This window comes from Chitinophaga eiseniae (assembly GCF_012641265.1).
Taxonomy (GTDB): domain Bacteria; phylum Bacteroidota; class Bacteroidia; order Chitinophagales; family Chitinophagaceae; genus Chitinophaga; species Chitinophaga eiseniae_A.
Genome location: NZ_JABAHZ010000006.1, coordinates 194,516 through 213,405 on the forward strand (window position 1 = coordinate 194,516; position 18,890 = coordinate 213,405).

Sequence of the window (18,890 nt, forward strand, 5' to 3'; positions counted from 1 at the left end):
TATAACATGATGAATTTAGCTGCACGAACGAGTATTTTATCCGACATTTGTTACCCAATTTTAATCGATTATGAAAGTTTGTATTGCTGAAAAACCAAGTGTGGCAAGGGATATTGCAGAAGTGATCGGGGCAAAACAACGCAAAGATGGCTACTATGAAGGTAATGGCTACCAGGTTACCTGGACATTCGGCCATTTCTGTACCCTCAAGGAACCACATGATTACTATGAACAGTGGAAGTTCTGGCGACTGGAAGACCTTCCGATGATACCACCCAGCTTTGGTATTAAGCTGATTGAAAACACCGGGGTACAGAAGCAGTTTAAGGTGATAGAAACCCTGGTACAGCAATGCGAAGAAGTGATTAACTGTGGGGATGCCGGCCAGGAGGGCGAACTGATACAGCGTTGGGTATTATTGAAAGCAAAATGTACGGCTCCTATCAAGCGGCTGTGGATTTCTTCGTTGACGGTAGAGGCGATCCGCGATGGATTCCTGCACCTGAAAATGGCCGATCAATACGATAACCTGTATGCAGCCGGCAGTGCCAGAGCCATAGGCGACTGGCTGCTGGGCATGAATGCTACCCGCCTGTTTACCAAAAAATTTGCCCAGGGCAAAGTGGTGCTGTCGATAGGCCGCGTACAAACCCCTACCCTGGCCATGATTGTACAACGGCAGAAAGAAATCAATGCTTTCGTATCGGAGGACTACTGGGAGCTGAAAACCATCTACCGGGAAACAGAATTTACCGCCGCCATCGATCGCCTCAAAACGCTGGATAAAGCCACCAAAGGGCTGTCCTACCTGAAAGAACATCCTTTTGAAGTAACCTCCTTCGAAAAGAAAGATGGCAAGGAAGGCAATCCCCGCTTGTTCGACCTCACGGCCCTGCAGGTAGAAGCCAACAAAAAACTGGGATATACCGCAGATGATACGCTCAAATATATCCAGAACCTTTACGAGAAAAAGCTGACCACCTACCCCAGGGTAGATACCACTTACCTCTCGGAAGACCTGCATCCAAAAATAGCGGGGATACTGGCAGATATGACACCTTATGCCGCGCTTACCGCGCCGCTGTTGGCTAATCCTATCCCCAAGCTGAAAACAGTTTTCGATGATAAAAAAGTAACCGACCACCATGCCATTATTCCTACCGGTATGCATCCCGGCGGACTTCCCCTCGAAGAGAAAAGGATTTATGACCTGGTAGCGCGGCGCTTCATTGCAGCCTTCTACCCCGAATGTAAAATATCCAATACCACCGTACTCGGTAAAGTAGGCCAGGTTCCGTTTAAAGTAACCGGTAAGCAAATCCTGGAACCCGGCTGGAAAGAAGTGTATGCCAACGATGTAAAAGAGAAAAAAGAAGGCGAAGAAGAAGAAAAAATACTGCCACACTTCGAAGTAGGCGAAAGCGGACCTCATACGCCCAGGATACACCAGGGAAAAACAACACCGCCTAAAGCCTTTACAGAAGCCACTTTGCTCCGGGCCATGGAAACAGCCGGTAAACAGGTAGATGACGAGGAAATGCGTGAACTGCTGAAAGACAATGGCATCGGACGTCCTTCCACCCGCGCCAACATTATCGAAACACTGTTCCGCAGGAAATATATAGAAAAGAAGAAGAAAAACATTTATGCCACGCAAACCGGCATAGACCTCATCGATACCATACAAACAGAGCTGCTGAAAAGCGCGGAACTCACCGGCCAATGGGAACGCAAGCTCCGCCTGATCGAAAAAGGCGAATATGCCATGGATACCTTTAAAGATGAATTAATACAGATGGTGGTAGACCTTACCAAAGAAGTAAAAACTGCCAGTTACAAATTCATTACCGTGGCGCCAGATCCGCCACCCGTACCGGAAGAAAAAGAGAAACCCAAAAAAGAACCGAAACCAAAGAAGGTGGTGGCGGTAGAAGAACTAACCTGCCCAAAATGTAAAACACATTTGCTGAAAAAAGGGAATACCGCCTACGGCTGTACGAATTTCAGGGAATGTGGCTTCAAAATTCCTTTTGCTCCTATCGATAAAAAACTCAGCGATAAACAAATTGCCGACCTGGTAACGAAAGGGAAAAGCGGAAAACTGGTGTTGGGAGAAGATTTTACGGTTAAAAAAGGTGAGTAAGGCTCACGCAAAGGAGCAAAGAAACGAAGCAGCAGAGATGTAATGTCTTTGCTGCTTCGTTTCTTTGCTCCTTTACGTGAATCTATTTCTTACGCTTCAATCGCGGTAGCGACCGTCACTTCTTTCCACTGTTCCAGGTCGGCAGTAATTACCTCCATCTTCTGGAAAGCCATATTGTAGGCATCTTCACCAAGGAACAGGTGCAGGGGCGCCTGGGTATTGCCAGCTATCTTAATGACTGCGGCGACTGCTTTTTCAGGGTCGCCGGGCTGATTGCCATTAATCTGGTGCTGGTGTGCATCCTGGGTGGCGCGCACGTTTTCATAAGCAGCCAGTGGTTGAGCAGGTACGCCCAGTGAGCTGGAAGCAAGGAAGTCGGTTCTGAAATATCCGGGTGATACGATCGTTACCTGGATACCAAAAGGTTTTACTTCTGTGGACAGTGATTCAGACAATCCATCTACAGCAAACTTGGTAGCGCAATAGATACCGAAACCGGGGAAGGCGCCTGTAAAGCCGGCGATAGAGGAAATGTTGAAGATATGACCGGATTGCTGCGCTCTCATATGCGGCAGTACTGCACGGGTAACATTGAGCAGTCCAAATACATTGACATCGAAGCTGGCGCGGACCTCTGCATCAGACAATTCTTCTACGCTACCTACTTGTCCGTAACCGGCATTATTCACCAGTACATCTATACGTCCAAATTGTTGGATAGTGGCATCTACAGCCTGTTGTATGCTGCTTTCGCTTTTCAGGTCCACCGACAGCGGGAGGAAATTGGGATCAGCAGATATGGTGCGAAGATCGCCGATGCTGCGGGAAGTTGCCGCTACTTTATATCCCTGACTGAGTAATTGTTGTACGAATGAGCGACCTAATCCTTTAGAGGCGCCGGTAACGAACCAAACGGAAGTGTTGTTCATAATCTTGTGTGTTTTTTGATGACACAAAGCTAGAACAGGAACAGGTACCCGTTGTTACGCGGTTCAAACCAATCATTGCAAAATTCAAACATCCCTAAAAGCACCCGGGGTGAGCTGGGTATGTTTCTTGAAGAAGTTGTTGAAGTGCGAAGGTTCCTCAAATCCCAGGGCATAGCTGATTTCCGATATGTTCCAGTCGGTATGCTTCAGCAGGGCCTTAGCTTCGCTGGCGAGCCGCTCCGCTATATGCGCGGTAGTGGTTTTACCCGTGGTATCACGTATAGCCCGGTTCAGGTGATTAACATGAACAGCCAGCTGTTTCGCAAAGTCGTTGGCCGATCTCATCACAAAGCGTTGCCCCGGCGATTCGATAGGAAACTGCCTTTCCAGTAACTCCGTAAACACGGAGGTGATACGGGTCTTGGCATCGGTATGCTGGTACACAAATTCAGATGGCTGCATTTTCAAGGCATAGTGCATGATCTCTGTAAGGTAATTTCGCAGCAGGTCGTATTTTAATACATAGTCGCTATTAATTTCCCCCAGCATTTTTTCAAACAACTGCGCCACTTCATTATCCTGCTCGTTGTTTAACAGGTAGGAAGGAATGCCCCCGGGCGCCATCATCGGTAACTCATGAATATTGCCTCTCATGGCGCCGGTAAAAAAAGACTCCTTAAATATGCAGAAATAACCACTGTTATCACCCGACAGCGACTCCCAGGCATAAGGCACCTGCGGGTTGCAAAACACCAGGGCGCTGCCTTTCACTTCTATCGTTTTATCGGCATAATGATACAGGTTATGTCCACGTATCAGGCTGACTTTGTAAAAATCGCGGCGACTATATTTGATCGTGATATCTCCGTTTACGATACAGTCTTCCAGCCGGAATACGTTGAAGTGACCGAGGTCCTGTTGCAGGCGGTCGGGCACCGCATTGAATTTGTGCTGGTAAAATTCCTGTAAGGTTTCTGTTTTATTCATACCACGAAGTTACAAAATTCAAACACCCGGGAGCATGGGGGCATCAGCTTTCTTTTTCAGCCAGGCGACGCTCATTGCTGTTAATCGCTACATCATTAATAGCAGCCAGCCTACGCTGCATCAGGCCGTTTTCGTCAAACTCCCATAATTCGTTGCCATACGACCGGAACCAGTGCCCGGCCTGGTTATGCCATTCGTACTCAAAGCATACCGCGATGCGGTTATCGGTAAAACTCCAGAGTTGCTTTTTCAGGCGGTAGTCCAGCTCCCGTTCCCATTTCTTAGAAAGGAATTGTACTACTTCTTCCCGGCCGCGGATAAACTGATCGCGGTTACGCCATTCAGTATCCACCGAATAGGCCAGTGATACCCGTTGTGGGTCTTTACTGTTCCAGGCATCTTCCGCCATTTGTACTTTCTGCAATGCGGTTTCCTGCGTGAACGGAGGCAAAGGAAATCTCTTTTCCATGATGTATATTTTTTTTGTGATTAAATACAGATAGATCGATCTGTCTATTTATATAGTTTAAAAAAAGATGCTGCGCATCTTTTCTCTATAGAGACTTACAACAACCCGCCCACCACTTTCTTCGCTTCCTGTACCGGCCACTGGTTCCGGTATAGCTGACTTTCCACGATAGCGGATTCGAACAACAGGTACACATGATCCTGTACCAGCTGCTTTTCTTTGGTAAGAATATCGGCCAGGAAGGCACGCACATCTTTCTTATGATCCTGGATAACGCGTAGTATGGCGGTATCCTGGTCGGTGGTTTCTGATAATATATTCAGGAAGGCACAACCCCTGAAATCCTCCCGCTCATTATTGTCCTGCAGGTAATCGAATGCTGCCAGGATCCTTTCCCGGGGCTTAGATGCTTTTCCGGTGAATGTTTTCAACCCCTCCATCCAGTCGGTATGCCGCTGCTGCAGGAAAGCCAGCAACAATGATTCTTTCGATTCGTAGTGCAGGTATAAACTGGCCCTGGCTACTCCCGCCTCTGCTATCACCTGGTTAATGCCCGTGGCATGATAGCCCTGCCGGTAAAACAACCCGCTGGCTGTTTCCAATAAACGCTGCTTTGGATCGCTTATCTTCTTATTCATATCACAAAGATATAAAAAAACAGACAGATCGATCTATCTTTCATAAAATTTCCAAAAAAAGAGCATCATATATTATCTTGTCTCATATCAGATGTCTCAAATTATCACAACACATGCATTCCACATTCAGGCACTCATCATTATTACTTATCGCTGTACTATCTTTTTTGATGGCAGCCGCCAACCCGCAGCCACCTTGCACCGCTACCCGGTTGCAATGCGAACACCTGTTTACACCGCTCGGTATAGATGCCGCACATCCCCGCCTATCGTGGCAACTGGCCGATAATCGCGCTGCAGCGCGACAAACCGCTTACCTGGTAAAAGTGAGCACCGACTCCGCTGCGCTCGATACACATCCTATCTGGACATCCGGCAAAATGAATAAGGCCGATATACTAACAGCTTACGCCGGACCTGCCCTGCAACCATTTACCCGCTACTACTGGAGCGTGGCAGTGTGGGACAAAGACGGAAAGCAATCGCCCGCCACCCGCTCCTGGTTTGAAACCGGCATGATCAGCAGCCGCAACTGGAAAGGCGCCTGGATCAGCGATGGCGATAATGTACATACTAAGCCGGCACCCAACTTCCGGAAAGTTTTTACAGCCGGAAAACCGATTCAATCGGCCCGCGCGTACATCGCCGTAGCAGGATTATACGAATTGTATATCAACGGGCAAAAGGCCGGCAATCACCGCCTCGATCCTATGTACACCCGCTTCGACCGCCGCACGCTCTACGTTACTTACGATGTTACGTCCCTCCTGCAACCCGGACAAAACGCCATCGGCGTAACCCTGGGTAATGGATGGTATAACCACCAGTCCACCGCCGTATGGAACTTCCACGAAGCCCCCTGGCGCGGCAGGCCTACTTTCTGTATGGACCTGCGCATTATATATACCGATGGCAGCACCGCCACTATATCCACGGGCAAGGACTGGAAAACAGCCACCGGCCCCATCGTATTCAACAGCATTTACACCGCCGAACACTACGACGCCCGCCTGGAACAGCCGGGATGGACCACGCCGTTATTCAACGACCAGCAATGGCACGACGTGATCTTCCGGGCAGCGCCTTCCAAAAACATCGTGTCGCAGCAACTCTATCCCATTACCAACGTAGAGGAGATTCCGGCTGCCAGTATGCAGCAATTGAACGACAGCACCTGGGTGTTTGACCTGGGCAGAAATATTGCCGGCGTGAGTAAGATACGCGTAAGCGGCGCACCGGGCACGGTACTCAAACTAAAACACGGCGAACAGCTGGATAAAAATGGATTCGTTGATCTCTCCAATATCGTTGTTCATTACCGCCCCACGGATAATACCGATCCTTTTCAAACAGATATCTATACGCTGAATGGTAAAGGCGAAGAAACCTTTATGCCACATTTCAACTACAAAGGATTTCAGTACGTGGAAGTGACCAGCAGTCAGCCGGTAAAACTGACCAAAGAAAACCTTACCGGCTACTTTATGCACAGCGATGTGCCACCGGCAGGCCAGGTAAACAGCAGCGATACCATGGTCAATAAACTGTGGTGGGCCACCAACAACGCCTATCTTTCCAACTTATTCGGCTATCCGACCGACTGCCCCCAACGGGAAAAAAATGGATGGACCGGCGATGCACAAATTGCCATAGAAACCGGTCTCTATAACTTCGACGGCATTACCATCTACGAAAAATGGCTGGCCGACCACCGGGATGAACAACAACCCAATGGCATACTGCCTTCTATCATTCCCACCGGCGGCTGGGGTTACGAATGGGGCAACGGCCCGGACTGGACCAGCACCATCGCTATCATTCCCTGGAATATCTATCTTTTTTACGGCGATACTACGCTGCTATCGGCCTCCTATGAATCGATACGCCGTTATGTAGACCATATCACCGATATCAGTCCCTCCGGCCTCACCACCTGGGGATTGGGCGACTGGGTGCCTGTAAAGTCAAAAACACCGGTGGAATTCACTTCTACCGCCTACTACTACGCCGATGCACTGATACTCGCCAAGGCAGCCAAACTCTTTGGTAAAACAGCCGACTATACCCGCTACCAGGCATTGGCAGATAAAATAAAATCTGCTTTTAACGCCAAATACCTGCATACCGATACCGGCATTTACGGCGATGGCGTACAAACGGAACAAAGCGCAGCGCTTTATTGGGGACTGGTGCCTGATGCCATAAAAAGCAAGGTGGCCGCGCAATTGGCGCAACGCGTAGCCGACGACCACTTTCACCTCGATGTGGGCCTGCTGGGCACCAAAAGCATCCTGAATGCACTCAGCGAAAACGGCTATGCCGATGTGGCTTACAAGCTGGCGGCGCAACGCACCTTCCCTTCCTGGGGATGGTGGATCATGAACGGCGCTACCACCCTGTACGAAAACTGGGATATACACGCAGCTTCCGACCTGTCGCGCAACCATATTATGTTTGGAGAAATTGGCGCCTGGTTGTATAAAGGCATTGCCGGCATTAAACCAGACGAAACAGCACCCGGATTCAGGAACATCCTGCTATCGCCGCAGTTCGTAGATGGACTGGATCATTTTGAAGCCAGCCATGAAAGTCCCTACGGCCGCATTGTTTCCGCCTGGAAAAGAAACGGCAGCGTAATTAGCTATACCGTTACCATACCTGCCAACAGCCATGGCGACTTATTTTTTCATCTCTCTCCCCAACAAAAAATATATCAGCAAAACAAACTGGTAAGTACAATAGCTACCACTAAAGGAGCGCGCTACCAGGTAAATGCAGGCACCTGGGAGTTTCAGATTAAGTAGGTGGGATCCCTGCGGATAATTTCCACCCCGTTCTTTCCCGCTATGATGGCCACCTGTGCCATCTGGTAAAAAAGGGATGTTTCGAGTATACCCGGAATATCTTTTAACCGCTGGTTCAGACTGTCTAATGGCGGGAAAGAACGGAACCAGATATCGATGAGCAAATTGCCATTTTCAGAAATCACTGCCCCATCTTTTTTATTGCTAAGGCGAAGCACCGGATTGGCCAATGAAAACAAATCACGGATCCGCTGCATCACAAAAGGCAGGGATTCCGGTATCAATTCTATCACCACCGGGAACGTAGTATACAGCTGGGCTACATATTTGCTGCCATCTCCTACCAGGATAAACTTATCTGCCATGGCTGCCAGCAGCTTTTCATGGGTATGTATACCGCCACCACTTTTCAACGCGTTGAGATGCTGGTCAAACTGATCGCAGCCATCAAAATAAATATCCAGTTTGGATACCTCACTGATGGGCTTTACCACAAAACCATTTTCCAGCAGGAGCTGCCGGGTATTAAAAGAAGAAGTAACCGTAGTAATATGCTTCCAGCGGGTGGCGTCTTCTTTCAGGTAATTTACCAGGTGCGCCATGGTACTACCCGCACCTATACCTATTACCTGTCCGGGTTTTATAAAATCTAATGCTGCCCTGGCAGCCACTTGTTTCAGGTCTTCCATATTTTTAAAGCTGAAGGCTTAAAGCATAACGCAAAAAGCTATTTTAGCGAATGACTAAAGCGAATATAAGAAAATCGATACGTTGAATCGCGAAAATAGCTTTTTGCTTTTCACTTTATGCTTTCTGCTTTATGCTAATCCCGTAGGTCATTCCTTTTGTCGTGTTAAAATAAAGCACGCCGTTTTTATACTGGTGAGGCACTACTGCCCCGTTACGATCCTTTACCACTGCTGATGCCGGCAGTAGTAACCGGCAGGGTGCGCCCGTACCGGAGAGCACATTAACCGTTTGTACCTGTTGATGCTGCCAGGTAAAATCTACCACAAAACCGTTCACGGCTTTCAGGCCTTTCACTTTCCCGGCGGCAAACTGTTCATCTGATGGCAGTGCTGGCAGGAAGCGGATAATGTTATTCACGCCATGACTTTGCAGCAGCATTTCTGCGATACCTGCAGTGGCGCCAAAGTTACCATCTATCTGGAAAGGCGGGTGTGCACAAAACAGGTTGGCATAAGTGCCTGCGCCGGAATTCATTTTTATTTCGCTACCGGCAGCGGCAGGCGCCCACAGCTCTTTCAGCATTTTATAGGCATGGTTACCATCGCCGAGGCGGGCCCAGAAAGCAACTTTCCAGGCGCGGGACCAACCGGTGCCGGCATCGCCCCTTGTTTGCAATGTTCGTTTTGCCGCTGCTGCCATTTCCGGCGTATCCCAGGGCGTAATTTCATCGTAAGGATACAGGCCGTATAATGGGGATACGTGGCGGTGGTGCGGGTCGGCCTCCTTATAGTCCTGCAGCCATTCCTGTACACCTCCGGTAGTGGGACTGACCTGGTTCGGCGCCAGGCGTGACACGATGTGTTGCAGGCTGTCGGCCCAGGCTTTATCTGTTTGCAGGATGCGGGCCGCTGCTACAGCGGCTCCCAGCACATCGCGGCAAATCTGCATGTCCATGGTAGGTCCCATACAGGTTTCACCGGTGCGGCCATCCGGCAGCACATAGGTATTTTCGGGAGAATTGGAAGGCGCTGTTACCAGCCATTGATGGGAAGGCTCTGTGATGAGCACATCTTTATAAAATTCCCCTACACCTTTCAGTATCGGGTATACTTCTTTCAGGAACTGTTTGTCGTTCGTGTACTGGTAATGTTTCCAGAGATGGGTAGCCACCCAGGCGCCTCCGTTGGCCGTAGATCCCCAACCCGCACCCTCGCCCGGCGACGTATAGCCCCAGGGGTTAGCAATTACATGTGCTACCCAGCCGTTGGCATTGTAATAGCGGCGTGCCGTACGGCGACCATAGTCGGCCATCTGTTTCGTTAACGTAAACAGCGGCTGGTGGCAATCCGACAGATTCGTTACCTCTGCCGGCCAATAGTTCATTTCTACGTTGATATCGAGGTGGTAATCTCCATTCCAGGGAGTCTGGTATTCTTCCGCCCACAAGCCCTGTAAATTGGCAGGCATCCCACCTTTGCGGGAAGAGCTGATTAACAGGTAGCGGCCAAAATTGAAATACAGCGACATCAGGGAGGCGTCTTTTTGTCCCTGTTGCAGCCGTTGTAAACGGGCAACGGTCGACAGGTCTTTTACCTCGTTGTTACTATTATCCGTAAATGCTACCTGGCAACGGTTAAACAACGTAGTATAGTCTTTTACATGCGATTGCAGCAACGCAGGCCAGGCCACCGTAGCCGCTTTGGCGATATCCTTCACGGTAGCCGGAAGCGGCGCTGGTCCCGGTTTTTCTACGTGGGGCCAGTTCATATTTGTATGTGCGGCCACCAGCAGGATACATTCATTGGCGCCGTTGATCGTTACCTGCTCATTGGTTTGGGTACGGGTACCGCCCTTGGAAATTACTTTCAGCACGGCCGCATATTGTACACCGGGGTCATCGTTGCCGCCATTCAGGGTACCGGTCATTTCCAGTGCACCATTTACCAGGCGTATGCTGGCCCGCTCCCGGCGATATAAGCCCGTGCTGAAAGACAAGCTGCCGGGTTTATCGGCTACCAGCCGGATAGCGATAACCTGTTGCGGCGCAGATACCAACACTTCTTCTTTATAAGTGACCCCGGCCTTTTTCCAGGTAAGGGTATTCATAGCACTGTCCAGTTTCAGCGTACGTTGATAATCACTCACTGCAGATAGGGTATCTTTCCACTGGATAAATAAATCGCCCAGGGTCTGATAACAACCAAACTTCACATTGGCGCCATTGCCGCTACCTGAGCCGGGACCGGCACAGATAAAATATTGCTGCAGCATTTTCTGTGCTTCAATATTTTTTCCTTCCAGCAGCAACTGCTGGATCTGGTGCAGGTACTGACCTGCTTCTTTGCTGTCGGCGTCCTGTACGCCACCGGACCACATAGAAATTTCATTGAGTACAATTCTCTCCCTATTGGTATTACCAAATACCATGGCTCCCATACGTCCATTTCCCAAAGGAGAAGAGGCCGTAAAATGGCGGGCAGGTTCATCGAAACGAATGGTAATATCGGATTGTGCAGATAACGTGAGTGCGCCCAACAACAAGGCTGCCTGTAATGTGGAATATATCTTGCAGTTCATGTCTTACAAAATATATAAAAAAACCAGCCATCAAAAAGATTGCGAATTCCCGCTTAATAATTGCGAATTCTGTATAGCTTTTATGCCAGTTGCGCGGCGTTAATCAGCGGCATCCGTCAGCGCATACCGGTTGGCGTAATGCAGGGGCACTACGGGACGTGCAGTACGGGAGCCCCAGGCATCCGTAAAACACGCGCCGTAATAAAATATCAGGGAAGAATAAAACATAAACAGCAACAACAGCACCATCGAGGCGGAAGCGCCGTAAATGCTATTGATACTGCTATACGTGAGCATCACTTTCAACACGGCTTTGCCTATGTTGAATAAAATGCTCGTTACAAAAGCGCCGGTGAGACCTACTCTCCAACGCGGACGGCCATCGGGCAGGAAATAAAATACCAGGAAAAACCAGATCATCACCACGAGCACCGATATCACATAGTTCAGGGCACTATTGTAGTAAACACCCAATGCCGGTATATATTCATCAATATACTTCCCCAGGAAGGTTCTGGCAGTTTCCGCTACCAGGTCGATGATAAACAGGATGCCTGCAAAAACAATCACCAGCGCCCCTTTCAGGCGGGATAACATCATGCGGCCAAAGCCTACTTTCTGCGAAGGGCGTACCCGCCACAGCTCATTGAGGGAGCCCTTTATTATTTTAAACAACGTGGTGGCGACAAAGAGTAAAAAAAGAAATCCTGCTATAGCAATGATCCAGTTTTGCGCAATGCTCCGGAATGCCCGCAGCGTTTGCAGGATGGCTTCTGTTGTTTCCACGCCAAACATGCCTTCCAGCTGCGCCATCAATCGTTTCCCCGGATGCTGGATCCGGAATATCACCCGCAGTAATTGTATAATGATAATAAGAATAGCAGGCAAGGCAAAGGTGGTAAAAAAGGCTGTTGCGCCCGCCATCCTCAACGGATCATTTGCCTGGAGCAATTGATAAGCATCCTTGAAAGACAACAGCAACAGCTGCCAGCGGGGTAGTATCCTTTCCTTTGTAACGGTTTCCATGCCAGGCAATTAAGGCCCAATTTACTGATTAATTTCCTACCCCCGCCATGCGATCGACAAATCGTATCTTTGTCCCGATGGATGCATACATACATATACCGCAAAATGAACTCATAGAAGCCATAGACTACTTATGGTATCATGAGGCGCCGGCCATTAAACTGCATTGCTATACCATCCCTTTTCTACACCAGGAACTGATCATCAATTTCGGAGATCATTTTGCCGTAACCAGTCCACAGCAACAACTGCATTATGACCAACAGGGCATGGCATCGGCTGTATTGCCAGGTCCCATCACCACGCAGGCGCAGGGAAAATATAAGGCCCTGGGCATCATGTTGAAACCTTTTGGACTGTACCGCTTATGTGGCTTGTCGGCCGCCACACTGCAGGAGCGCCCGCTCTCCTTACCAGATATCTGGGGCGCATCGGCGCATACGTTGTTGCAGGAACTGGACACCGCGCTAACACCGGCAGACAAGCTGCTGATCATGGAAAAATTCCTGCTTAAAATGGCGCGACCTCAATTAATTCCCGAAGAAGTGATGGCCCTGCAAACGCCATTCACGTTGCAAAAAGGGCATATTAAATCCAACATTTCAGATAAACTGATTTCTTCCAAAAAATATATCCACACCTGTAACACCATATTGGGAATGGCTCCCAAAAAGTATACGCACCTCGGGCTGGTAAATACCGCGGTAGCACAGATAGCCGCACATCCCAACAGGCCGCTGACGGATATTGCCTACGACAATGGATTTTATGACCAGGCACATTTTATCCGGGTGTTTAAAACATTTGCAGGCATTACACCTTCTGCGTTCCGGAAGGCGGTGAAGCAGCAACAAGTACACGATAAGATGCCCAATACCATTTTCCTCTCATAAAAAACCCCGCTGTAAACAGCAGGGTTATTTACCATTCGACCGGGATCAGACAAACAATCATCATCAGCTTTTGCCGATAAAGTTTAACGGCGGTGTTCTGAATGGCACCCACTCCGCAATTTTTTCGATGTCGTAGGCTATTGATTCCAGGCGGGCATCCACCAGATCAAACCGGCGTTCAAACTTTTCTTCCATCGTATCGATCCGGATATCTATAGCGTCGAAACGCTTATCCATGGCATCTAGGCGAACATCGACGGCATCCAGGCGTGCATCAATAACGTCCAACCGTTTGTCAATCACATCCAACCTTTCTTCAATCACATCCAGGCGTACCTCAATAGTGTCAAGTCGCTTGTTAACTCCCTCGAGAGATTTACCTATAAATAGTAAACTTTCATTAACTACATCAAATTTTCCCAAAATCTCCAGTAAAGCTTGTGTTTCCATATATTTCAGAAAATTTAGTGGGTCGAAATTACCATCTAAACAAACGCCCCGCTTGAATTTCAACAGATATTTTTTATTACACTATTATTTTATATGATCATTTATCAATGTGATTTTTCGGCTTCGACAATGGGAAATTTTGTACAATTTTAAGCCATCGCTTATCCCCACCTTTGTATAAAAAAGATGAAACAAGTAAAAGTTTACACGGCGATGAGCCTGGATGGATTTGTGGCCGATAAAGCAGGAAAAATTGACTGGTTGTTAGGGTTCCCTAATCCGGAAGGTACTGATTATGGTTATGCAGATTTCTTTGCGACGATCGACACCACGCTGCTTGGTCATACTACCTATAAAGATATTTTGGCCATGGGAGATTTTCCTTACACAGAAAAAACCAACTATGTTTTTACGAGAGATCGTAGCCTGACTACGGCACCTTATGTAACATTTGTCAGCGAAAATATCATCGACTTTGTACGGGAGTTAAAAGAGGGAACGGGTAAGGACATATGGCTGGCAGGCGGCGGACAGTTGAATGGGGCACTGCTGGCGGAAAATCTTATTGATGAAATGATCCTGCATGTTATTCCTATTGTATTGGGCGATGGCATTCCTGCTTTCGGAGGTATTCCGATGGAAAAGGTTTTCCAGTTCACGGAAGCCAAACCATACAGCAGCGGCGTGTTGGAACTACATTACAAAAAATAGCCGTATACGCTGTGAGGATACGGGCATCCTCACAGCGTATACCATTATCTTCCCACCATCTGTGCCACTCCCTGTCCAAATGACCAATCGGGCAATTCGTTCTCCACTAATATAATCACCACATCATTTTCGCTCACCGGCGTAGTAGCAGCAATACGGCTGGCGATACTTTTATACAGTGCCTGTTTCATTTCCACGGTTCTGCCTGAACGGGCTGTAATGCGTATATAAATGAGGTTGTTTGAATGGGGCACATCAAAATAACTATCGGGATACAACAAATCCTCCGGTTGCATCACATGAATCACCTGGAAATAATCTTTTTCCGGGATGAGGAAATGCGCCATGAGGCTTTGGTGTATGGCAATGGAAATATCTTTTTTATTAGCCGGGGAGAGATGGGCTCCCACATAGATCTGTACGAAAGGCATAATTTATTTTTTAATGATGATAGGAGGCTGACCTTTTTTCAACAGGTAAACAGCTACAAAAGAAGCCGGTTGATCGGCATGTGCATTTTTAAATTGTGTAATCTCTTGTCCGGCTACTTCGCGGAAGGCATCGCCGGCATGTAACAGGACGGCTGCCGCTCCAGCAGGCTGGTAGATGATTTCGCCCGATACAATATAGCCGTATACTTCCCCCGGATGATGGTGCACGGGAGCGCCCTGCCCCGGGGCGAGGGTGATCTGGTCCATCTTTACTTCTTCTACGCTGAAAGCGGGCAAGTCCTGCTGCAATAGCTGCTTACGTACCGGGGCAGTTTGCGCGGCGGCGTCTCCTGCTGATAATACGGCCATGGCGAATAGTAATTTTTTCATGGGAAATGATTTCATTACAAACTTAAGCAGCTTTCATACATTTGCAATATTGAAACATTTAACCAGATACTTTAATAAAATTAAACTATGATTACCGACCTGCTGGACCTGGATCTGTTGCGCACGTTTGTGCTGGCAGTTGACCTAAATAGCTTTGCCAGGGCAGCCGACCAGGTAGCCCGCTCCCAATCGGCCGTAAGTCTGCAAATGCAGCGACTGGAAGAAACAACCGGGCACCAGCTGTTTATTAAACAGGGCCGGGGCTGGCAATTAACCGCCAGCGGCGACCTGCTGCTCGGCTATGCCAGGCAGCTGCTCGATATCAATCAACAGGCCGTGGCCGCCCTCAGTGCTACACAGATTGCCGGAAAAGTACGGCTAGGCATACCGGCCGACTTTGCAGAGAGTGGATTACCTACTGTACTGGCGCGCTTTGCAGCCGTACATCCTCATATGGAAATTGAAGTGACCATTGACCGGCAGGCTCCCCTGGCCCAGCAACTGGAAAGTGGAAAGCTGGATGTGATTATTTCCTTCGGAAAAACAACACCGGAAAACGCCATTCCCATTGGTTCACTGCCTGTCCGATGGATTGGCAGCCACCAACATATCGCTGTTACCCGGCAAGATCCTCTTCCCTTGCTCTTATTTGAAGCGCCCTGTCTCTTCCGCAAAATAGGGCTCAATGCCCTCGAAAAAATAAACCGCTCCTGGCGACCTGCACTCACCAGCGGCAGCCTGGCTGGTATGTGGGCGGCTGCACAGGCAGGACTGGGCATTACCATCCGCACGGCCATGGGGCTTCCGGCGGGATGCACAGTACTCAACGGCGCTTCCGGCCTGCCTTCCCTACCGGATGTGGAAGTATTTATGCTCACTTACAAAAAATCGCCTTCAAAAGCGGTGAAGAAACTGATAGAGATCCTGCATGAAACAATTGCAGCAGGCATAAAGCTAAAAGCGTAAAGCAAAAAGCTATTGTAGCGAATGATATTTGCGAATAATTAAAAAATCGCATTGGTCATTCGCTACAATAGCTTTTTGCTTTACGCTTTCTGCTTTTAGCTTTACAACACTACTTCCTGCACACGGGAGAAAATCATATCTTCTACCCCCGCTACTTTTAACCCGATACGGGCGAATACAGACTTCTGTGCAGGCACCACATCTGGTATATCCAGCTGCAAGCTTACGCTAGCCGGGTCTGTAATAGCCGATCCTGGTTTCTCCACGGTCTTGATACTGTTACGTCCATCCACAAACTGGTTCTTACAAACATAAAGCGCCACTTTTTCCACATTCCTCGCGTTGGCATCGGTAATAATTTTATCGATGCGGAAGGTGGCGGTCAGCGAGCGCCCGGTATTGGTGAATTTTGGCGTGCGGATCATATAGTAAGGCATTACTTCTATGTCCTGCTTTATACTGCCGGAAACATTCAGCAGCATGGTATCTGTGCCTGTTCCTTTATCGGGTAGGGAGCGGAATGGCCCCTGCGAAGCAGGGATAATCAGTTTATAACTGGCATTAAACAGTAAGGTCGAAAAACTGCCATCCTGGCTTACATTCACATTTATTGCCGTACTTTTTCCCCACCCGGGCTCCCACAGTTCAAAATACACGTCGTTGTAACTTACATTCACGGGTTCCCCCTGGTATACCAATTTCCCGCTGAAAGTGCTGGAGGGCGCCGGGTAGTTATCTTTCTTACAGGAAGCGATACCTGCCACTAACGCAACAAACAGTATGCTTCTAACTATTATCTTCATCTTCATTTGTTTTATTGGTTAGGATTCTTTACTATCTTAGGATTATTACTACGAATATCATCCCCAATGGAGCTATAGTAATTTCCCATCCGGAATTTATGAGCGGAAGTAACCGCCCCGGGCAGTACTTGTTTAAAGATATACTTCCCATTATTCGGGCCTCCCGGATCATACACTTTATATGGCCATAACGCAAATACGCGGGTACTTATAGCTTCCGGATCGCCGGTGTTGGTAGTAAGTGGTACGCTTTCCCCATTCCATACTTTATGGGCCAGGCGCCAGCGTTTCATATCCCAGAACTCATGCCCTTCAAAGGCCAGCTCTACTTTCCTTTCATGTACAATGCGGCCAAAGGTAATATCGCCGGGTGTAAGCGGGATAGTAAATCCAGCCCGTTCCCTCACCTGGTTGATATAACCGGCGGCAACGTCTGCCTGCCCCAGTTCAAATGCGGCTTCTGCGGCATTCAGCAATACTTCTGCATACCGGTAACGGATCCACCATACCTCGCTCTGGGTACCAATACGACCCGAACCTACAGTAGGATCCATATACTTCCTGACAATAAAACCAGATTGGGCGCTGAACTCCAGGTTGTTTACCGGGCCGTCATATCCTACTACCTGCACATCTGGTCCGTTAGGCTCCAGTTTACCTTTTGCGCCGAAGTTATCCCCGGTTACGATGCTGCCGTTATTACGGATGTATCCTGCCCAGATATCTACCGGTTTGTCTTTAAATGATGACCCGGGCAGTATAACGGTAGCGGCTAAACGCGGATCCCTATTGGCAAACAAGTCCTGCGGATCGCTGTAGTACCTATAGCCACCGCCGGGAGCATTGATGGGCAATGGTGCGAAGGTATTATCCAGCAGTTCGAACGACTGCACCAGGTTGAGCGAAGGATTGAGGCGCCCACCCTGCTGCTCCTCGGCATTGGAACGGGGCTGGCTCCACAACGTCCATCCCTGTACCCTGCCGCTTTGCAGCTTGTAGTCTTTCGCAAAAATTACTTCCGGGTTAGCACCTTTGTCTATAAACAGACTGATAAAGTTCTGTGTCAGGTTATCGCTGTTTTTCTTGTACAGCGAATAGCTACCACTGTTGATCAGCTCCTGGGCTGTTTTCAGTGCAATAGCATAGTAGGCATTGGCTTTGGCAGCAGGAATACCAACCTCGCCGCCGGGCAGCGACACTTCCGGTGTGGTAGCGCCATACTTTGCAATGGAGGCAGCATACAGGGCTGCCCTGGTTTTGGTAGCCAGCGCCAGACCCACTGTTACCCTCGTTTTGCTGATCGGGCTGGAAGGAACATATTTCCTCACGGTATCCATCTCACTAAGTACAAAATCATAAATATCAGACTCCTTTGCCCTGGCATGCTGCAGGTAGGCAGGATCTCCCTTATAATCATACTGTAATGGTTCCAGGATCAATGGTACGCCACCCAGCCTTTTCACCTCTTCGAAATACACCACCGCTCTCAGGTACCGCGCTTCTGCAACGAAGCGGTCTTTTACGTCCTGCTTCAGCTTTACGGAAGTAGCGCATTTGGCAATAAAAGTATTCAGCTCGCGGATGTAAGCATAATCCCAGTAAGTAATCTCACCACGGTCCTTTACCATCATACCTGGAAACACATAATCATACTGACTGGCTCCATGCCGCCAGTACTGGCCATTTTCAGAGGCGAAGGCTTCATCAAAACGGGCAAACTCCGCCCAGTTATCAATAGTTTGGGTTACCATGGATGGGATAGGAGAATTATTATAATCGGTCTGACGATCGGGGTAACGATCGTATAAATCAGCCAGCACCGACAATATCAACCCTTCATCATTCCACAACTGCTCGTCCTGCAACACATCTGTGGGCGGTACGTTCAGGAATTCTTTATCCTTATTGCACCCTGCATTTAATACGAGTACGACCAGTCCTATATATAGCAAACTCTTTTTCATAACTCATTTTATTTATTAC

17 protein-coding genes are annotated in these 18,890 nt (G+C 48.6%); 5 read left to right on the forward strand and 12 right to left on the reverse strand.

The window, feature by feature from the left end:
• Nucleotides 1-70: 70 nt before the first annotated feature.
• Nucleotides 71-2,143 carry a DNA topoisomerase 3 gene (locus HGH91_RS22955; protein ID WP_168741136.1) on the forward strand — a complete coding sequence of 691 codons (2,073 nt, stop codon included), beginning with the start codon at nucleotides 71-73 and terminating at the stop codon, nucleotides 2,141-2,143.
• Nucleotides 2,144-2,232: 89 nt separating this feature from the next.
• Here the strand turns inward: HGH91_RS22955 and HGH91_RS22960 are convergent, their stop codons facing one another.
• From HGH91_RS22960 to HGH91_RS22975, 4 genes are all read right to left on the reverse strand, one after another.
• On the reverse strand, nucleotides 2,233-3,072 hold the full coding sequence (locus HGH91_RS22960) for an oxidoreductase (RefSeq protein ID WP_168741137.1): 840 nt from the start codon (nucleotides 3,070-3,072) through the stop codon (nucleotides 2,233-2,235).
• Between the two features lie 84 nt (nucleotides 3,073-3,156).
• Nucleotides 3,157-4,059: a helix-turn-helix domain-containing protein gene (locus HGH91_RS22965; protein ID WP_168741138.1), complete on the reverse strand. Its 903-nt coding sequence runs from the start codon at nucleotides 4,057-4,059 to the stop codon at nucleotides 3,157-3,159.
• A 43-nt stretch (nucleotides 4,060-4,102) separates the two neighbouring features.
• On the reverse strand, nucleotides 4,103-4,528 hold the full coding sequence (locus tag HGH91_RS22970) for a nuclear transport factor 2 family protein (protein WP_168741139.1): 426 nt from the start codon (nucleotides 4,526-4,528) through the stop codon (nucleotides 4,103-4,105).
• A gap of 95 nt (nucleotides 4,529-4,623) precedes the next feature.
• On the reverse strand, nucleotides 4,624-5,166 hold the full coding sequence (locus HGH91_RS22975; protein WP_211092396.1) for a TetR/AcrR family transcriptional regulator: 543 nt from the start codon (nucleotides 5,164-5,166) through the stop codon (nucleotides 4,624-4,626).
• 113 nt (nucleotides 5,167-5,279) lie between these two features.
• Between HGH91_RS22975 and HGH91_RS22980 the strand changes: the two genes are divergently transcribed.
• A complete protein-coding gene (locus tag HGH91_RS22980) occupies nucleotides 5,280-7,970 on the forward strand; it encodes an alpha-L-rhamnosidase (RefSeq protein WP_247651822.1) in 2,691 nt (896 codons plus the stop codon).
• Here HGH91_RS22980 and rpiA read toward each other — a convergent pair.
• From rpiA to HGH91_RS22995, 3 genes are all read right to left on the reverse strand, one after another.
• Nucleotides 7,958-8,659, reverse strand: coding sequence for a ribose 5-phosphate isomerase A (gene rpiA / locus HGH91_RS22985; protein WP_168741140.1), 702 nt, complete (start codon nucleotides 8,657-8,659; stop codon nucleotides 7,958-7,960). The two genes, HGH91_RS22980 and rpiA, sit on opposite strands and share 13 nt — an antisense overlap.
• Nucleotides 8,660-8,774: 115 nt before the next feature.
• Entirely contained in the window at nucleotides 8,775-11,237 is a 2,463-nt protein-coding gene (locus HGH91_RS22990) for a glycosyl hydrolase family 95 catalytic domain-containing protein (protein WP_168741141.1), read from the reverse strand.
• Nucleotides 11,238-11,336: 99 nt separating this feature from the next.
• Entirely contained in the window at nucleotides 11,337-12,263 is a 927-nt protein-coding gene (locus tag HGH91_RS22995; protein WP_168741142.1) for a YihY/virulence factor BrkB family protein, read from the reverse strand.
• A gap of 77 nt (nucleotides 12,264-12,340) precedes the next feature.
• Here HGH91_RS22995 and HGH91_RS23000 point away from each other — a divergent pair, with 77 nt between their 5' ends.
• A complete protein-coding gene (locus HGH91_RS23000) occupies nucleotides 12,341-13,156 on the forward strand; it encodes a helix-turn-helix domain-containing protein (RefSeq protein WP_168741143.1) in 816 nt (271 codons plus the stop codon).
• 63 nt (nucleotides 13,157-13,219) lie between these two features.
• Here HGH91_RS23000 and HGH91_RS23005 read toward each other — a convergent pair whose 3' ends face one another.
• Nucleotides 13,220-13,606 (reverse strand): hypothetical protein, encoded by a 387-nt coding sequence (locus tag HGH91_RS23005; RefSeq protein WP_168741144.1) that lies wholly within the window; start codon nucleotides 13,604-13,606, stop codon nucleotides 13,220-13,222.
• A 186-nt stretch (nucleotides 13,607-13,792) separates the two neighbouring features.
• On the opposite strand from HGH91_RS23005, the gene HGH91_RS23010 reads away from it, so the two are divergent.
• A complete protein-coding gene (locus HGH91_RS23010; RefSeq protein WP_168741145.1) occupies nucleotides 13,793-14,317 on the forward strand; it encodes a dihydrofolate reductase family protein in 525 nt (174 codons plus the stop codon).
• Nucleotides 14,318-14,361: 44 nt separating this feature from the next.
• Here HGH91_RS23010 and HGH91_RS23015 read toward each other — a convergent pair whose 3' ends face one another.
• Nucleotides 14,362-14,748, reverse strand: coding sequence for a tautomerase family protein (locus tag HGH91_RS23015; protein ID WP_168741146.1), 387 nt, complete (start codon nucleotides 14,746-14,748; stop codon nucleotides 14,362-14,364).
• Nucleotides 14,749-14,751: 3 nt separating this feature from the next.
• Nucleotides 14,752-15,138 (reverse strand): cupin domain-containing protein, encoded by a 387-nt coding sequence (locus HGH91_RS23020; protein WP_168741147.1) that lies wholly within the window; start codon nucleotides 15,136-15,138, stop codon nucleotides 14,752-14,754.
• Between the two features lie 87 nt (nucleotides 15,139-15,225).
• Between HGH91_RS23020 and HGH91_RS23025 the strand changes: the two genes are divergently transcribed.
• The gene (locus HGH91_RS23025) at nucleotides 15,226-16,104 is read left to right on the forward strand and encodes a LysR substrate-binding domain-containing protein (RefSeq protein WP_168741148.1); all 879 of its coding nucleotides are present in this window, start codon (nucleotides 15,226-15,228) and stop codon (nucleotides 16,102-16,104) included.
• A gap of 101 nt (nucleotides 16,105-16,205) precedes the next feature.
• Here the strand turns inward: HGH91_RS23025 and HGH91_RS23030 are convergent, their stop codons facing one another.
• Nucleotides 16,206-16,907 (reverse strand): DUF3823 domain-containing protein, encoded by a 702-nt coding sequence (locus tag HGH91_RS23030; RefSeq protein ID WP_168741149.1) that lies wholly within the window; start codon nucleotides 16,905-16,907, stop codon nucleotides 16,206-16,208.
• An 11-nt stretch (nucleotides 16,908-16,918) separates the two neighbouring features.
• Nucleotides 16,919-18,871 carry a RagB/SusD family nutrient uptake outer membrane protein gene (locus HGH91_RS23035; RefSeq protein WP_168741150.1) on the reverse strand — a complete coding sequence of 651 codons (1,953 nt, stop codon included), beginning with the start codon at nucleotides 18,869-18,871 and terminating at the stop codon, nucleotides 16,919-16,921.
• Nucleotides 18,872-18,890 lie beyond the last annotated feature (19 nt).

Excerpts from the sequence above, each read along its gene's own strand:
- HGH91_RS22955 (WP_168741136.1), top strand. The coding sequence starts at position 71 with ATGAAAGTTTGTATTGCTGAAAAACCAAGTGTGGCAAGGGATATTGCA.
- HGH91_RS22960 (WP_168741137.1), bottom strand. The coding sequence starts at position 3,072 with ATGAACAACACTTCCGTTTGGTTCGTTACCGGCGCCTCTAAAGGATTA.
- HGH91_RS22965 (WP_168741138.1), bottom strand. The coding sequence starts at position 4,059 with ATGAATAAAACAGAAACCTTACAGGAATTTTACCAGCACAAATTCAAT.
- HGH91_RS22970 (WP_168741139.1), bottom strand. The coding sequence starts at position 4,528 with ATGGAAAAGAGATTTCCTTTGCCTCCGTTCACGCAGGAAACCGCATTG.
- HGH91_RS22975 (WP_211092396.1), bottom strand. The coding sequence starts at position 5,166 with ATGAATAAGAAGATAAGCGATCCAAAGCAGCGTTTATTGGAAACAGCC.
- HGH91_RS22980 (WP_247651822.1), top strand. The coding sequence starts at position 5,280 with ATGCATTCCACATTCAGGCACTCATCATTATTACTTATCGCTGTACTA.
- rpiA (WP_168741140.1), bottom strand. The coding sequence starts at position 8,659 with ATGGAAGACCTGAAACAAGTGGCTGCCAGGGCAGCATTAGATTTTATA.
- HGH91_RS22990 (WP_168741141.1), bottom strand. The coding sequence starts at position 11,237 with ATGAACTGCAAGATATATTCCACATTACAGGCAGCCTTGTTGTTGGGC.
- HGH91_RS22995 (WP_168741142.1), bottom strand. The coding sequence starts at position 12,263 with ATGGAAACCGTTACAAAGGAAAGGATACTACCCCGCTGGCAGCTGTTG.
- HGH91_RS23000 (WP_168741143.1), top strand. The coding sequence starts at position 12,341 with ATGGATGCATACATACATATACCGCAAAATGAACTCATAGAAGCCATA.
- HGH91_RS23005 (WP_168741144.1), bottom strand. The coding sequence starts at position 13,606 with ATGGAAACACAAGCTTTACTGGAGATTTTGGGAAAATTTGATGTAGTT.
- HGH91_RS23010 (WP_168741145.1), top strand. The coding sequence starts at position 13,793 with ATGAAACAAGTAAAAGTTTACACGGCGATGAGCCTGGATGGATTTGTG.
- HGH91_RS23015 (WP_168741146.1), bottom strand. The coding sequence starts at position 14,748 with ATGCCTTTCGTACAGATCTATGTGGGAGCCCATCTCTCCCCGGCTAAT.
- HGH91_RS23020 (WP_168741147.1), bottom strand. The coding sequence starts at position 15,138 with ATGAAAAAATTACTATTCGCCATGGCCGTATTATCAGCAGGAGACGCC.
- HGH91_RS23025 (WP_168741148.1), top strand. The coding sequence starts at position 15,226 with ATGATTACCGACCTGCTGGACCTGGATCTGTTGCGCACGTTTGTGCTG.
- HGH91_RS23030 (WP_168741149.1), bottom strand. The coding sequence starts at position 16,907 with ATGAAGATAATAGTTAGAAGCATACTGTTTGTTGCGTTAGTGGCAGGT.
- HGH91_RS23035 (WP_168741150.1), bottom strand. The coding sequence starts at position 18,871 with ATGAAAAAGAGTTTGCTATATATAGGACTGGTCGTACTCGTATTAAAT.